Origin of the sequence: Streptomyces sp. NPDC093064 (assembly GCF_044754605.1) — a bacterium.
GTDB lineage: Bacteria > Actinomycetota > Actinomycetes > Streptomycetales > Streptomycetaceae > Streptomyces.
Genome location: NZ_JBIVPK010000009.1, coordinates 148,615 through 163,657, shown reverse-complemented (window position 1 = coordinate 163,657; position 15,043 = coordinate 148,615). Strand labels below are relative to the sequence as shown.

At 72.8% G+C, this 15,043-nt stretch carries 13 protein-coding genes; 5 read left to right on the top strand and 8 right to left on the bottom strand.

Translation table 11 applies throughout. From position 1 onward, the window contains the following. The first annotated feature begins 140 nt into the window (after nucleotides 1–140). Nucleotides 141–1,355, top strand: a complete 1,215-nt coding sequence (locus tag ACIQFZ_RS14120; RefSeq protein WP_402691299.1) for a flavin-containing monooxygenase — start codon at nucleotides 141–143, stop codon at nucleotides 1,353–1,355. Between the two features lie 41 nt (nucleotides 1,356–1,396). On the opposite strand, the gene ACIQFZ_RS14115 is transcribed toward ACIQFZ_RS14120, so the two are convergent. Beyond that, entirely contained in the window at nucleotides 1,397–2,710 is a 1,314-nt protein-coding gene (locus tag ACIQFZ_RS14115) for an MFS transporter (protein WP_383056296.1), read from the bottom strand. A 72-nt stretch (nucleotides 2,711–2,782) separates the two neighbouring features. Between ACIQFZ_RS14115 and ACIQFZ_RS14110 the strand changes: the two genes are divergently transcribed. Then, nucleotides 2,783–3,802 carry a helix-turn-helix domain-containing protein gene (locus tag ACIQFZ_RS14110; protein ID WP_365417248.1) on the top strand — a complete coding sequence of 340 codons (1,020 nt, stop codon included), beginning with the start codon at nucleotides 2,783–2,785 and terminating at the stop codon, nucleotides 3,800–3,802. A 396-nt stretch (nucleotides 3,803–4,198) separates the two neighbouring features. Here the strand turns inward: ACIQFZ_RS14110 and ACIQFZ_RS14105 are convergent, their stop codons facing one another. From ACIQFZ_RS14105 to ACIQFZ_RS14095, 3 genes are all read right to left on the bottom strand, one after another. Continuing rightward, nucleotides 4,199–4,708: an ATP-binding protein gene (locus ACIQFZ_RS14105; protein WP_365417321.1), complete on the bottom strand. Its 510-nt coding sequence runs from the start codon at nucleotides 4,706–4,708 to the stop codon at nucleotides 4,199–4,201. A 697-nt stretch (nucleotides 4,709–5,405) separates the two neighbouring features. Beyond that, nucleotides 5,406–5,918 (bottom strand): EF-hand domain-containing protein, encoded by a 513-nt coding sequence (locus ACIQFZ_RS14100; protein ID WP_402691298.1) that lies wholly within the window; start codon nucleotides 5,916–5,918, stop codon nucleotides 5,406–5,408. A gap of 258 nt (nucleotides 5,919–6,176) precedes the next feature. Then, a complete protein-coding gene (locus tag ACIQFZ_RS14095; RefSeq protein ID WP_361412586.1) occupies nucleotides 6,177–6,545 on the bottom strand; it encodes an STAS domain-containing protein in 369 nt (122 codons plus the stop codon). Between the two features lie 416 nt (nucleotides 6,546–6,961). On the opposite strand from ACIQFZ_RS14095, the gene ACIQFZ_RS14090 reads away from it, so the two are divergent. Together ACIQFZ_RS14090 and ACIQFZ_RS14085 are read left to right on the top strand one after the other, a co-directional pair. Then, a complete protein-coding gene (locus ACIQFZ_RS14090; RefSeq protein WP_365417253.1) occupies nucleotides 6,962–7,543 on the top strand; it encodes a sigma factor in 582 nt (193 codons plus the stop codon). Further along, nucleotides 7,540–8,721 carry a maleylpyruvate isomerase N-terminal domain-containing protein gene (locus tag ACIQFZ_RS14085; RefSeq protein WP_402691297.1) on the top strand — a complete coding sequence of 394 codons (1,182 nt, stop codon included), beginning with the start codon at nucleotides 7,540–7,542 and terminating at the stop codon, nucleotides 8,719–8,721. Before ACIQFZ_RS14090 ends, ACIQFZ_RS14085 begins: the two co-directional genes overlap by 4 nt. 30 nt (nucleotides 8,722–8,751) lie before the next feature. Here the strand turns inward: ACIQFZ_RS14085 and purU are convergent, their stop codons facing one another. Beyond that, entirely contained in the window at nucleotides 8,752–9,636 is an 885-nt protein-coding gene (gene purU, locus ACIQFZ_RS14080) for a formyltetrahydrofolate deformylase (protein WP_365417259.1), read from the bottom strand. A gap of 46 nt (nucleotides 9,637–9,682) precedes the next feature. Then, nucleotides 9,683–10,183, bottom strand: a complete 501-nt coding sequence (locus ACIQFZ_RS14075; protein WP_365417262.1) for a hypothetical protein — start codon at nucleotides 10,181–10,183, stop codon at nucleotides 9,683–9,685. A gap of 117 nt (nucleotides 10,184–10,300) precedes the next feature. Between ACIQFZ_RS14075 and ACIQFZ_RS14070 the strand changes: the two genes are divergently transcribed. Continuing rightward, complete coding sequence (locus ACIQFZ_RS14070; protein ID WP_383056414.1) at nucleotides 10,301–11,602, top strand: ABC transporter substrate-binding protein; 1,302 nt, start codon at nucleotides 10,301–10,303, stop codon at nucleotides 11,600–11,602. A 22-nt stretch (nucleotides 11,603–11,624) separates the two neighbouring features. Here the strand turns inward: ACIQFZ_RS14070 and ACIQFZ_RS14065 are convergent, their stop codons facing one another. After that, nucleotides 11,625–13,307, bottom strand: coding sequence for a hypothetical protein (locus ACIQFZ_RS14065; RefSeq protein ID WP_402691296.1), 1,683 nt, complete (start codon nucleotides 13,305–13,307; stop codon nucleotides 11,625–11,627). A 188-nt stretch (nucleotides 13,308–13,495) separates the two neighbouring features. Then, the gene (locus ACIQFZ_RS14060) at nucleotides 13,496–14,881 is read right to left on the bottom strand and encodes a transcriptional regulator (RefSeq protein ID WP_383056306.1); all 1,386 of its coding nucleotides are present in this window, start codon (nucleotides 14,879–14,881) and stop codon (nucleotides 13,496–13,498) included. Between the last annotated feature and the right edge of the window lie 162 nt (nucleotides 14,882–15,043).

Sequence of the window (15,043 nt, the reverse complement as noted above, 5' to 3'; positions counted from 1 at the left end):
GGCCCATTAGACACCGCCGCGTACCCGGACCGCACAGCCGTTCAGTTGTGAACATACGGTCGTTCACTTGTGATCAACCTGCAACCGATTCCCGCGTTGACCGCGACCCATCAACCAGATGGGCTATTAGTCTCGCGCTCATGACCGACTCGACCACCGCCTCCGCGGCGCGGCACGCCGACCGTCCCGTCTACGTCATCGGCGGCGGTCCGGGCGGGCTGGCCGCCGCGCAGGCACTGCGCGCACGGGGGATACGCGCGGTCGTCCTGGAGAAGTCCGACCGGGTCGGGGCGTCCTGGCGGCGGCACTACGACCGGCTGCGCCTGCACACCACCCGGCGCCTATCCGCGCTGCCCGGACTGCCGATGCCGCGCCGGTTCGGCAGATGGGTCGCGCGCGAGGACGTGGTGCGGTACCTGGAGAAGTACGCCGAGCACCACCGGCTGGAGATCGTGACCGGCGTCGAGGTCTCCCGCGTCGAGCCCGCGCCGGGCGGCACCGGCTGGCTGCTGCGCGCCTCCGGCGGACGGGAGCTGACCGGCGGCGCGGTGGTCGTCGCCACCGGCCACAACCACACACCCCGCGTGCCCGACTGGTCCGGCCGGGAGACGTACCAGGGCGGCCCCGGCGAACTCGTGCACGCCCGCGACTACCGCAACGCCGAGCCGTACGCCGGGCGTGACGTGCTGGTCGTCGGCGTCGGCAACACCGGCGCCGAGATAGCCGTGGACCTGGTGGAGGGCGGGGCCGCGCGCGTTCGGCTGTCGGTGCGCACCGCCCCGCACATCGTGCGCCGGTCGACCGCCGGGTGGGCCGCCCAGTACACCGGGGTGCTCGTACGGCGGCTGCCGGTCCGGCTCGTCGACGTGCTCGCGAGACCGCTGGCGAGGCTGAGTGTGCCGGACCTGTCGGCGCACGGCCTGCCCCGTCCCCGCACCGGCCTGTACTCGCGGGTCGAGGAGGGCTCGATCCCGGTCCAGGACGCCGGTCTCGTCGACGCGGTCCGCAAGGGCAGGGTCGAGATCGTGGCCGCCGTGCAGGGCTTCGAGAGCGGCAAGGTCCTCCTCGCCGACGGCACGCGCATCCAGCCGGACGCCGTCGTCGCCGCCACCGGCTACGTGCGCGCCCTGGAAGGGCTGGTCGGCCATCTGGACGTGCTCGACTCCCGTGGCAGACCGGTCGTCCGCGGCCGCCGCACGCCGAAGAACGCGCCCGGCCTGTACTTCACCGGCTTCACCAACCCCATCAGCGGCATGCTCCGCGAACTGGCACTGGACGCCGAGGGGATCGCCGGGGCCATCGCGAAGGAGAACGCCCGCAAGGGCGGCCGCCGGGTCTCCCGGCTGCCGGACTGAAGACTGCCGATGCCCCGTCGGATGCGTTGCCGCCGGAGGCCTCACACGGCCGCAGGGCTCAGGGCCGCCGGCCGCCGCCGGATCACCAGCGCCATCAGGGCCGCCGCGGCGCACAGCGCGCCCGAGGCGTACCAGACCACGTCGTAGGAGCCGAAGACGTCCCGCGCGAGGCCGCCGAAGTAGGCGACCAGCGCCGCGCCGACCTGGTGAGAGGCGAGCACCCAGCCGAAGACGATCGCGCTGTCCTCGCCGTAGTGCTCCCGGCACAGGGCGAGAGTGGGCGGCACGGTGGCGACCCAGTCGAGTCCGTAGAAGACGATGAAGAAGATCATCGGCGGGTGCACGCTCGGCGCCAGCAGCATCGGCAGGAACAGCAGCGAGACACCGCGCAGCGCGTAGTACACGGCGAGCAGGCGGCGCGGTTCGAAGCGGTCGGTGAACCAGCCGGAGGCGATCGTGCCGGCCACGTCGAACACGCCGACGACCGCGAGCAGCGAGGCGGCCGCCGTGATGGGCATGCCGTGGTCGTGGGCGGCGGGCACGAAGTGGGTCTGGATCAGGCCGTTGGTGGAGGCGCCGCAGATGGCGAAGGTGCCGGCCAGCAGCCAGAAGGGGCCGGTGCGCACCGCCGAGGACAGGACGGCCAGGGTGCGGCGGGCGGCCCCGGGCACGGGCTCCGGCTTCGGTACGAACTCGTCGGCGCCGTACGGCTTGACGCCCACGTCCGCGGGGTGGTCGCGCAGCAGCAGCCAGACGAAGGGGACGACGGCGAGGGCCGCCAGCGACACCGTGACGGCGGCCGGGCGCCAGCCGTGCGACTGGACGGTCCAGGACAGGAACGGCAGGAAGATCAGCTGGCCGGAGGCGGAGGCGGCGGTGAGGATGCCGGTGACCAGGCCGCGCCGCGCGGTGAACCAGCGGTTGGTGACCGTCGCCGCGAAGGCGAGCGCCATCGAGCCGGTGCCGAGACCGACCAGCAGGCCCCAGCACAGCCACAGCTGCCAGGCGGCGGTCATCCACACGGTCAGGACGGAGCCGACGGCGATCACCGTGAGCGCGGCGGCGACCACCCGGCGGATGCCGAAGCGGTCCATGAGCGCGGCGGCGAAGGGCGCGGTGAGCCCGTACAGCGCGAGGTTGATCGAGACCGCGGCGCCGATCGTGCCCCGCGACCAGCCGAACTCCTGGTGCAGCGGGTCGATGAGCAGGCCGGGCAGCGAGCGGAAGGCAGCGGCGCCGGTGATCGTGACGAAGGTGACGGCGGCGACGAACCACGCTCGGTGGACGCGGACCGCACGGCGGGCGGACGGCGTCCGGGCCGCGGTGGCGGACGCGGGTTCGGTTGTCTGGGTCACGCCATAGAGCTTCCGGTATCGGCCCGGATCTCCTCCACTGGCCCGAAGGACAGCATTCGCTAGGATCGGGCCATGCACAGGACCACGGAGTTCCGCGCGCACCGCGTCGTCGTCCTCGCCCTCGACGGGCTGCTGCCCTTCGAGCTGGGCATCCCGCACCGGATCTTCGGACGGCCCGTGGACACCGCCGGACGGCATCTGTACGAGGTCGTCACCTGCTCGATCCGGCCTCCCGGGCCGGTGGACACGGACGCCGACTTCTCGATCCACGTGCCGCACGGGCCGGAGATCCTGGCCACCGCCGACACCGTGATCGTCCCGGCCTCGTACGAACTCGGCCCGGTCTACGAGAAGGGGGTGCTGACCGAGGACCTGGCCGCCGCCCTGGCGTACATCCGGCCCGGCACCCGGCTCGCCTCCATCTGCACCGGCGTGTACGTGCTGGCCGCGGCGGGGTGCCTGGACGGGCGGCGCGCCACGACGCACTGGGCCGAAGCGGACCGCTTCCAGCGGGTCTTCCCGCGGGTCGAGGTGGACGCGGACGTGCTGTTCATCGACGACGGCGACGTGCTGACCTCGGCGGGCGTGGCGGCCGGGATCGACCTGTGCCTGCACATGGTGCGCCGCGACCACGGCACCGCGGTCGCCAACGAGGTGGCCCGGCGGACCGTCGTGCCGCCGCACCGCGACGGCGGTCAGGCGCAGTACATCCACCGACCGGTGCCCGACCAGCAGTTGGCCACCACGACCACCGCGCGCGCATGGGCGCTGGGCCGCCTGCACGAGCCCATCCGGTTGCAGGACATGGCCGCGCGGGAGGCGATGTCGGTACGGACCTTCACCCGGCGCTTCCGCGAGGAGGCCGGCGTCAGTCCTGGGCAGTGGCTCACCCAGCAGCGCGTCGAACGGGCCCGGCACCTGCTGGAGTCCACGGACCTGTCCGTGGACCGGGTGGCCCGGGACGCCGGCTTCGGCACGGCCCAGTCGATGCGGCAGCATCTCCAGACGGCGCTCGGGGTGACCCCGACGGCCTACCGGCGGACCTTCCACGTGAGCGGCTCCTCGCGGACCGGGGCGGAGTCTGAGGTCTGAGGTCTGAGGCTTGAGGTCCGGAGAGTTGTCCACAGCCTGTGGACAAGTGTCCGACTGTCCCGCAGGACAGGGCGAGCCCGGCTGGCGGCGCGCCCCTGCCCGCCCCGAACACGGCAGCGCGCGCCGCCCTCCGATCCCGGCGCGCCGGTCCCACCCCCTCGGACCCTGAAGGGACCGGTCGGCGCCGACATCACGACCCACGCTCGCCGAGGGCTTCCAGCACCCCAGCCCTCGTCGTCCCCTCGCGGCGAATCGCTGACCATCAGCGTGATCAGGCGAACACGAGGCGTCAACACCGCCTTGGCGATTTACCCGTTATGCCCCACCACGACGGGGTGCGCACAGAAGCATGTCCCGGCGCACGGCCTCGCCGCCGGGACACACGGGACACCCGCCCTACACCGCTCCGTACGCCAGACCCCCGTAGACCCCGTAGACCCCGTAGGCCAAACCCTCGTACGCCGGGGTCGTGCGGCCGCAGTTGCTCGCCACCGCCGTCTCCGTCGCGTCCACCGTCGTGGCACAGCGGTCGAGTTCGCACCAGATGCGCTTGCCCACACCCTCCGGGCACCAGCCCCACCGGTCGGCGAGGCCGTCGACGAGGGCGAGGCCGCGGCCGCCGGTCGACTCGTCGCCCGGACAGCGCGGCACGGGAGCCCGAGTGCTGACGTCGGCCACCTCCAGGCGCACGGTGACCGCCCCGGCCGGGCCCGCGGACAGGAACAGCCGCAGCACGGCCGGGCAACCAGTGTGCACCACGGCGTTGGTGACCAGTTCGGAGACGAGCAGGACCAGGTTCTCGGCGAGCGGCTCGTCCGCCGCTATCCCCGACCCGGCGAGCCGGGAGCGTGCCCACCGCCGGGCTCGCCCCACCTCCGCGGGGTCGGGCCGGATCTCCAGCTGCACTTGAAGCACCTGCACCGCTCACACCATCCGAACCGGCGGACACACAGCCTCGCGCCTCACGAGGCCACGATCGCAGCCATTTTCTGCATGGCCAGAACAACAGCCAGAGCAAGGGTCACGGAACGTGACTCCCTTGGAAGTCAGCATGGTTGACGTACCGTCACTGCAACAAGCGCTTCGGGCATATTCCAGCGCGAAGGAGTACCCGTGCGGCATACTGTGCGACGCTCGTCATGGGATGGCTCGGACTCGGAACCACTCGCATCCCACACAAGGTACCCGAGCACGAGGGCGACTCCGGGACGTGACAAGTCACGCGCGGGACACGACCCGACATCAACGCTCCGTGATGAAGCAGTGCCACGATCGGTGACATTCATGCCCGGGAGACCGCGGCGCGGAGCCGTCCCGGACCGCCGATGTCACCGCCCGCGGGCACGACGCGCGGCGGCCCGCGCGCCAGCGGCCGGGCCGCGCCGATGTCCACGAGGTCCGCCGGCGGCCTGTGCCGCGGTATGCCGCACGGCCCGGAAGGCACCGATCAGCGCCCCGAACTGCTCACGCGCCCGGGCGTGTTGCACAACCCGGCCCCTCTGCGCGCGTGGCTACGCCCGCCACGGCGCGAGGCGCCGCGGAGGGGGCTCAAGTACCGGCTGCGCGAGGGATGTTCGGCTGCGATGGTGGGGCGGGGTGGGTGCTACTCGGGGACGGTGAAGTAACGGGCGAGGGCGGGCACGATCTCCTGCTCGCCCACCCTGCCGTCGCCGTCGGTGTCGAGCGCGGCGGCGATGGGCCGGGCGGCCTCCTCGGGCACGCCGAGGACCCGGAGCACGCGCACGGTGTCCTCGATGGTGGCGGCGCCGTCGCCATCGGTGTCCGCGACGGCCAGGGCGGCGTGCAGGAAGGGGCGGGCGATCTCGGCGAACCGCTCGGGGTTGTCGCGCAGGCGCTTGACCGCCCCGGTCACGAACTCCTCCCGGCTGATGCGCTGGTCGCCGTCGCGGTCGGCGATCCCGGCCATGCCCTGCCAGAAGGCCTCCGCGCCCGCATAGAGGGCCTGGCCCTTGTCGGAGCGGGCGGCGGTGGCGAACTCGGCAAGCAGCGAGCGGGCCGCCACGCTGAAGTCCTCGCGGTCGATGTAGCCGTTGCCGTCCTGGTCGAAGGTGGCGAACCGCGCCGTGATCCTGCGCTCGTACTCGCTGCTGACCATGTCTTACGGGCCGCCTTACGTGTGGGGTGCGTCTGGCAGGGAGCGTACGACGCGGAGAGCGGTCCGGGGCACCAAAACCACGGTTGTGCCAAGACCGGGGGAATTCCGGGACAACGGCGCTCGACTCGTGACGACCGGACTCGCGACAGCTCGGCTCGTGACGACCGGACTCGTGACGACTGGACTCGTGACGACTGGACTCGTGACGACTGGACTCGTGACGACTGGACGGCGCTGTCCGCCGGGGCGGCCGGCCGGTCAGGCGGACAGCGGCTCGTCGTCCACCGCGGCCGCGACGTCCGGGTAGACGTCGAAGAGGCGCCGGACACCGAGCGCGCCGAGGACCCGGTTGACGTGGGAGCCGTCGACCGCGCCGCGGGCCGGGAGTATCAGACGCAGCCGGCCCCGGCAGGAGCGGATCAGACGACGGGCGGCGATGAGCACGCCGACGCCGCTGGAGTCGCAGAAGAAGACCTCGGAGAGGTCCAGGACGAGGTCGTGACGCCCCTGGGCCACCACCTCGTGCACTCTCTGGCGCAGCACCGGCGAGGTCACCAGGTCCAGTTCGCCGGCGACCCGGAGCACGCTCCACTCGCCCTGTTCGTCGTCGGTCACCTTGAACGCCACGGCCCGCCCTCCGTCAGCCGGAACTTCCCCGGAACCGCTCGGAAACGGAACCAGTTCCTACGCTTCTTTCCGCGCGGCTGCCCAGCGGCCGTTCCCCCAAACGCCGTAGAGCAAACCGAGACCGTTCGGTCAGGGGCTTGTTTCGGTCACTTTCGGTCATGTTCGATCTGAGTTGACCTGAAAGCGAAAGACCAGGCGGGACAGAAGGGTCAAGTCACCTGACAAATGCCATAACACCCCTGGCTTCCCCTACCACCAGCGGCTCTTCAGGGGGCGCACATTGTCATAAAGGGGCGTGCGCTGTCGGACATGCCGACTACATTCGAGGAGACCACGTCGGACACGCTGGACACACACGCCGGACGGGAGCGGGCCGGGACGCGGGCCGCGGCACGGCTGGGCGCGGAGGGGGCCTCATGGCGAAGAAGGACGCACCGCCCCACTGGGACCGCGGAATGCAGCAGCGGCTCGTGCGGGGAGAGGCCGCCGCCCTCGGTGAGCTCTACGACCGTTTCGCCTCGCTCGTGCACGGCCTGGCCCACCGGGTCCTGGGCGAGGAGCGGGCCGCCGACCAGATCACCCGCGAGGTGTTCGCCCACGTCTGGGAACACCCCGACGCCTACGACCCCCGGCAGGGCCCGCTGCGCGCCTGGGTGGCCGGGCTGACCCACCGGCTCGCCGTGCAGCGGCTGCGCACCACCGAGACCGCCGCGCTGGCCCGCGGCGGGCCGGGCTCCGCCGAGGATCTGGAGCACAGGGTGTTCCGTGCCTCCGCCGCCGCCCGCGCCGACTACATCGTCCACGCCATGCCGGCCCCGCTGCGCGCCGCCCTGGAACTGGCCTGCTTCCAGCGCCGCGACTACCGGCAGACCGCAGCCGACCTCGGCGTCACCGAGGACGAGGCCCGCCGCCGCCTCCGCCTGGGCCTCCAGCTCCTCTCCACCGCCCATCACACGGACACCCCCGACGCGCCCTCCGGTTACGGAGGCGCCGCATGACCCCGGACGCCCCCCAGAAGCCGGAGGAACCGGCGGAGCCGGCGGAACCGAAGGACCGGGGCGTGCCGGCACACCACCTGCTGAAGTCGCTGCTCGGGGCGTGGGCGCTGGCCGCGTGTTCGCCGGAGGAGACGGCGGCCGTGGAGGAGCACCTCGGCGGGTGCGGCGACTGCGCGGAGGAGGCGCTGGGGCTGCGGGAGGCGGTCGGGCTGCTGCACCGGCCCGACACCCTCGACCTGGACCCGGGGCTGCGCACCAGGGTCCTGGAGAGCTGTCTCGAGCGTCGGCCGCCGCACCTCCCGGTGCCCGGCTGGGCGGCGCCCTACGACGCCGAGACCGCGCGCCTGGACGCGCTGCTCCAGGACATAGGCGACTCCGAGTGGCACGCGCCGGTGCGGCTGCGGTGGTTCGAGGGGGAGGACGCCACCAGCCGGCACACCACCGTCGCCGGGGTCATCGCACATCTGATGAGCGTCGACGGGCTGGTCGCGGTGGCGCTCGGCCTTGACGACCCACTCGGCGGCGCGACCACCGCCGCGTACGGCCCCACCCCCGCGGAGCGCACCGAGGCGTACTGGCGGGCCGCGCACTCCCCGCCGGCGCGTTCGGTGCGGACGCCGTGGCGGGAGCAGACGCACGCCCTGGTGCGGACGGTCTCCTTCGCCGCGAACTGTGTGAAGGCGCCGTCGGTGCCGTACGGCGCCTTCGAACTGCCGCTGCCCGACGCGATGCTGGACCGCGCCTTCGAGTGCTGGGTGCACGCCGAGGACATCGCGGAGGCCGTGGACTACCCGTACGACCCGCCGGCCCCGCGCCATCTGCACCGCATGATCGACCTCGCCGCCCGGATACTGCCGGGTGTGCTGGCCGGCCGGCGGCGGGCCGGGCTCGCCTCCCCCGCTCACGCCCGGCACCTGGTGACCGCGGGCGAACCCGGGCGCAGTCTGCGGCTGGAGGTCGAGGGGCTGGGCGGCGGCCAGTGGCTGATCCCGCTCGACTCGCCCGGAGCGGTGGGCTCCGCGGACCACGAGGTGGCCCATGTGGCGCTGGACGCCGTGGAGTTCTGCCGGCTCGCGGCGGGGCACGTGGCCCCGCGGGAGGCGGCGGCCGGTCAGGTCGGCGACCGTGAGGCGATCCGGGACGTGCTGTGCGCGGCGGCGTCGCTCAGCCGTATGTGAGACCGCCGCCGGCCGCCTCCCCGGGCCGCGCTACGCGAAGACCACCGTCCGGCGCCCGTTCAGCAGGATCCGGCGCTCCGCGTGCCACTTGACCGCGCGCGCCAGCGCCTGGCACTCCACGTCCCGGCCGATCGCGACCAGCTGGTCCGGAGTGACGTCGTGGCCCACCCGCTCGACCTCCTGCTCGATGATCGGGCCCTCGTCGAGGTCGGCGGTCACATAGTGCGCCGTCGCGCCGATCAGCTTCACGCCCCGGGCGTGCGCCTGGTGGTACGGCTTGGCGCCCTTGAAGCTCGGCAGGAAGGAGTGGTGGATGTTGATGATCCGGCCGCTGAGCTGCTTGCACAGGTCGTCGGAGAGGACCTGCATGTAACGGGCGAGGACGACCAGTTCGACCTTCTCCTCGCGCACGATCTCGAGCAGCCGCTCCTCGGCCACGGACTTGGTGTCCCTGGTCGCCGGAATGTGGTGGAAGGGGATGTCGTACGACCCCACCAGCTCGGCGAAGTCGGTGTGATTGGACACCACCGCCGCGATCTCCACCGGCAGCGCGCCGATCCGGGCGCGGAAGAGCAGGTCGTTCAGGCAGTGCCCGAACCTGCTGACCATCAGCACGACGCGCATCTTCTCGTCGGCCCGGTGGATCTGCCAGTCCATCCCGAAGGAGTCGCCGATCGCCGCGAAGCTGGCGCGCAGCTTGTCCACCGTCACCGGCGCGTCGGCCGAGAAGTGGACCCGCATGAAGAACAGTCCCGTGTCGTGGTCGCCGAACTGCTGGCTGTCCTCGATGTTGCAACCCGTCATGAACAGGTAGCTGGACACCGCGTGCACGATGCCCTTCTTGTCCGGGCACGAGAGGATGAGGACGTACTGTTCGGCCTGCGCCGCGGCGGCGCGGGAGGACTGCTCGCTCATGCGGGACAGGGTCTCACGTCCGGGCCCCCGCGTGGCTCTCCGTCCGCTAAGCGGACCGCGTCATGATCCGCAGCACCTCCAGGCTGCGGGGCTGCGTGTCCGGGTCCTCGCCGTCGCTCGCCGCGAGGCGCACATGCGCGTCGTGGGCTGCCCGCACCGCCTCCGGCCAGGCGTGATGGTCGAGGTACGCGGACACCGGCGCGTCCGGGCCGACCTGGTGCATGATGCGCAGCACCCGCAGGACCGCGGTGTCGACGAGCGCCGCCTCCTGGGAGTCCCGGAAGATCGTGCCGACGTACTTCTCGGCGGACCAGTTGTCCAGCCAGGTGTCCTCGACCAGGCGGTAGACGGCGTCGGTCACGTCGCCGTACCCTTCGACGCCTGCCAGCCAGACGTCCCGCTGGAACACCGGGTCGGAGAGCATGTGCAGCGCGGAGCGCACATTGCTGCGCCAGCGCCACCACGGCATGTCGTTGAGTGGCATGCCGCCCATGGTGGAGGAGCGACGGCCGCGACGGGAAGAGTTCTCCGAACCTTGCACGGTCATCGATCGTACGTTCCCCGCCCCAGGGGCCCCACCTGCCCCCATAATTCACCCATACGTCACCACTCATTGACCGAGAGTCATCAACGGGTTGGCGATGTGACGGAATCGTGCATGAGTATGACCGGCAGGCGAAGCTCCCGTGGCACATTCCTCCCCTCACGCACCCGGTCCGTGAGGAGAGCCCTGCTGCCGGCATGGGCTCTGCTGGCGTGTGCCTCGCTCGCCGCCGGCTGCGGCATCGTCCCCGGTGCCACGGGGGGCTCCGGGGGCGGTTCCGTCACCGTGATGACGTGGGCGCCGGAGAACACCCGGGCGACCAACAAGCCCGGCATGCCCGCCATGGCCCGCGCCTACGCCCGCTGGGTGAACTCCCACGGCGGTATCGCCGGCCGCAAGCTCAACGTCCTGACCTGCAACGAAGGCAACGACGGTGTGGCCGCGGCGAAGTGTGCCCGGCGCGCCGTCAAGGAGGACGCGGTCGCCGTCGTGGGCTCGTACAGCCAGTACAGCGACTCCTTCTTCCCGCCCCTGGAGAGCGCCGGCATCCCGTACATCGGCGGCTACGGCGTGACCACCACCGAGTTCACCCGCGCCCTGTCCTACCCCGTCAACGGCGGCCAGCCGGCCCTGCTGGCCGGTCTGGGCAAGGAGCTCGCCGCGCACTGCGGCCCGGTCACCCTGGTGCGGCCGGACACCATCGCGGGCGACGAGCTGCCCGAACTGCTCAACGCGGGGCTGCGGGCCGGCGGCCACGAACCGGCCCACGACCAGCGGGCCGCCGAGGACGCCACCGAGTACTCCGACCAGGCCGATCTGGCGCTGCGGCAGGCGAGCGCCGACCCGGCGCGGACGGGCTGCGTGATCCCCGCCCTCGGCGAGCGCACGAACATCTTCATGGACTCCTTCCGCCGTGCACGCGACACCTATCCGCAGGTGCGCACCGCCGCCGTGCTCGGCAGCGTCAACCAGACCGTGATCGACGCCAGTGGCGGGCGGTCCGGCCCGTACGAGGGGTCGTACCTCAGCGGCTGGTACCCGGTGGCGAGCGACTCGCGCTGGGACAGGATGAGGAAGGTGATCAACGAGGCGGCCTTCGGCGACAACCGCGTCGATCCCGAGGACGCCGGGGTGCAGACCACGTGGATCGCCTACACGGTGCTCCGGGCCGTCCTCGAGCAGATCGCCGACGGGGAGGTGAGCGCCTCCTCCGTGCGGCGCGCCCTCGACGGCGGGCTGGAGGTCCGCACCGGCGGGCTGACCCCGCCGCTGCGGTGGCGCCACTCGGGCCTGCTCGCCGCCACCGGCTTCGCCCGCCTCCCCAACGCCGACGTGTCCCTTCAGACGGTGCGGCAGGGCCGACTGGTGCCGGCCACCAAGGGCTTCGTCAACGTGGCGAAGACGCTCGAGAACGCCGGCTGAGCCGCACCGCGCCGGCCGGCCCCTACAGCTGGGTCGGCTGGCGCTGGGTGAGGCCGTACGTCTTCGCGATCGCGTTCCACAGCTGGGCCGCCTTGGCCTTCTCCGAGGTGGCGACGCCGCTCTCGCGGTTGCCGGCCCTGGTCTCACCCGTGTCCCGGGCGTGGCCCTTCTTGCACACCTTCCTGCCGTGGGCCTGGTCGGCCCAGGCCGCGTAGTGCAGGTCGGCCGACTCCGAGGCCTTCCAGGCCTTGTTGAGGGCCGCCGTCAGCTCGGCGTGGGCGGGGAGCTTGTCGACGGACAGCTGTCCCAGACGGGTGACCAGGCCCTTGCGCTGCTCAGCCGCGCTGCGCAGGTCGGAGGCCGCCTGGCCGAGGTTGTCGCAGTTCCTGACGTCGGCCACCGCCTTGATCACGGAGGCGCGGCTGCTGCCGCTGTCGGCCAGCAGCTTGTCCAGCTCGACCGCCTGCTCCCGGGCCGGGTCGGCGGCGGGCGAGGGAGAGGCATCGTCGGTGGCGGGCGCGGTGGCCGCGATGGGGGTGTTCTTGTCGGCGCTGTCGCTGTCCCCGTCGCCGCCGCTGAGCAGTGCCCCGGCGCCGATGCCGAGGACGGCGATCCCGACACCCACGGCCGCGATCACCGGAACGCGCGAGCCGGTGCGGCGGCCTCCACGGCCGCCGTCGCCGTCGTACCCACCGGGCGGGGCGGACGCGGGCCGGGCGTGGGGCTGGTCGGGCGGGCCCTGCGGGATCAGGGGCAGCTGCTGGGTCGCCGGGGCCGCACCGCCGGCGTCGCTGCGGAAGAGGTTGTCGAACTCGGCGGGCGTCTGCCGCCCGCCCTGGGCGTCCACGGGCGCGATGAACTGCGTCGCCTCGGCGTCGGGGTGGTGACCGGGCGCGGCGCCCTGGGGTATCTGCCCCGGGTACGGGGACGGCCCGCCGCCGGACGCCTCCGGAGGCAGGGCTCCCGGCCCCACCGGCGGGATGTACTGCGTCGCTCCCTCGTCCACCGCCGCGCCCGTCATGGGCGGCAGGAACTGGGTGGCCCCTTCGTCCGCGGGTCCACCGGGGACCGGCGGGATGTACTGCGTCGCTCCCTCGTCGGCGCCCGGCATCCCGTGCGCCGCGCCCTGCGGTACGGAGTGGCCGGAGGCGCCGTACGGGTCGGCACCGGCGGGCGGCAGCCCGTGCGCGGGAGCGCCGTAGGGATCGGTACCGGCGGGCGGCAGCCCGTGCCCGGGGGGTGCGGGGACGCCGTAGGGGTCGGTACCGGCGGGCGGCAGTCCGTGCCCGGGAGGTGCGGGGACGCCGTAGGGGTCGGCGCCGGGCTGCTGGTACGGCGGGGCGCCGTGGGACGGGGCGTTCTCCGGGGGCAGGGGGCCCGCGCCCGGGTGCTGGGGGGCCTGGCCCTGTGCGTCCCACTGGCCCTGCTGCTGGTACGGCTCCGGGGAGCCCCAGCCCTGCTGCCAGCCCTGGTCCTGCTGCTGCGGAGGCTGCTGCTGGTCGGGGCCCCAGGGCTGGCCCCAGGCCTGACCGCCGGCCGGGGTCGCCGCCTGCGGGGCCTGACCGCCCGGCTGCGCTCCGGTCGGATGGCCGCCCGAACCGCCGGTCATGCCCGGCAGCAAGGGCTCACCGCCGTCGGAGGGCAGCACGATGCCTTCGTGCGCGGGTCGCGCCGAGGGCTCCTCGCCCTGTCCACTCTGCGTCACCGGGACTCCTACGAATGGGGGACCTTCGGAATCGTCGGTTCACGCTACCGGGTCCCCGGAGCCCCGTGCCACGCAGCAGGGGACGAGACCTCCTTCCCTGTGACGGCAGTAACAAAACCCGCCCGTGGCACGCTGCTTATGTCCCAGGCCTCACGAGGAACACGAGAAGGGAGAACACGGACGCACGGTCACGCCGCCACCCGCATCTCCAGCCGTGCCCCGAACTCCCGTACCACCGGCTCGTCCCGGAACGGCTCCAGGCACTGCTGGAAGTCCTCCAGGTATTCCGCGCCCCGGTTGGACCGCAGCGTCCGCAGCAGCTCCACCGCCTTCAGGCCGGTGCTGCAAGCCTGTTCGACCTCCCGCTGCTGCACCTGCGCTGTGGCGAGCAGCACATAGCCGATGGCCCGCCGTCGCGCCCGCGACGCGGGATGCCCGGCCAGAGACTCCTCCGCCGCCCGCGCCGCCGCCTGCGCCTGCCCCAGGTCCCGGTGGCAGTGCGCCAACTCGTCGGCGAGATAGGCCTCGTCGAAGTGCGCGATCCACGCAGGGTCGTCCCCGGAGTGCGGCTGGGCGGCCTCCAGCGCGCTCACCGCCCGCCCGGCGGACAGCTGGGCCGCCCGCGCGTCGCCCATGAGGGCGTGCCCGCGCGCCTCGGCCGCGTGGAACATCGCCTCCGCGCGCGGTGTCACGCGACCGCGCGCGCCCTCCTGCGCCGCACGCGCCAACTGCGCGATCTCTCGCGGGTTGCCGAGTTGCGCGGCGAGATGGCTCATGGAGGCGGCCAGCACGTAGCCGCCGTAGCCGCGGTCCCCGGCCGCCTGGGCGAGCCGGAGCGCCTGGATGTAGTACCGCTGGGCCAGGCCCGGTTGGCCGGTGTCGACGGCCATGTACCCGGCCAGCTCGGTGAGTCGGGCGACCTCGGCGAACAGATCGCGGCCCACCGCCTCCCGGTAGGAGCCGGCGAGCAGCCCGGAGACGACGCTGTTGAGGTAGTGCACGACCACCGGACGCACATGCCCGCTGCCGTGGCTGTGGTCCAGGTCGACCAGCGCCTGCGTCATGGCCCGTACGGCGGCCACGTCGGACTGGCCCACCCGCGACCCCGCCGCCCGCGCCACCTGCGGGTCAGGCGCGGAGATCAGCCAGTCACGGCTCGGCTCGACCAGCGCGGAGGCGGCGACGGCGGAGCCGGACAGGAAGTCCCGGCGGCCCACGTCGCTGCGCCACAGCTCGCAGACCTGCTCGATGGCTCCCAGCACCGTCGGCGAGAACTGAAGGCCCACGCCCGAGGCGAGGTTCTTGCCGTTGGCCATGCCGATCTCGTCGATCGTGACCGTACGGCCGAGCTTGCGGCCGAGCGCCTCGGCGATGATCGCCGGGGCCCGGCCGCGCGGTTGCTGCCCGCGCAGCCAGCGTGCCACCGACGTCTTGTCGTAGCGCAGATCGAGACCGTGCTCGGCGCCGCACATGTTGACCCTGCGGGCCAGCCCGGCGTTCGAGCAGCCCGCTTCCTGGATGAGCGCCTGCAGCCGTTCGTTCGGCTGCCGCGCGACGAGAGGCCTGGCGGCCATGGCGTTAACCCCCTGAGGCTGCGGTGCCTGCCCACGCACCGGGTTGACGGCTCTTGCGCGGCCGGACGTGATCCGCGCCCCGGCGGAAAATTCCGGCCGTGAAGATCGATGCCCCGTGGACATACTGAAAATGCGGGACATGTGAGGATTGCCGGGGTGAAG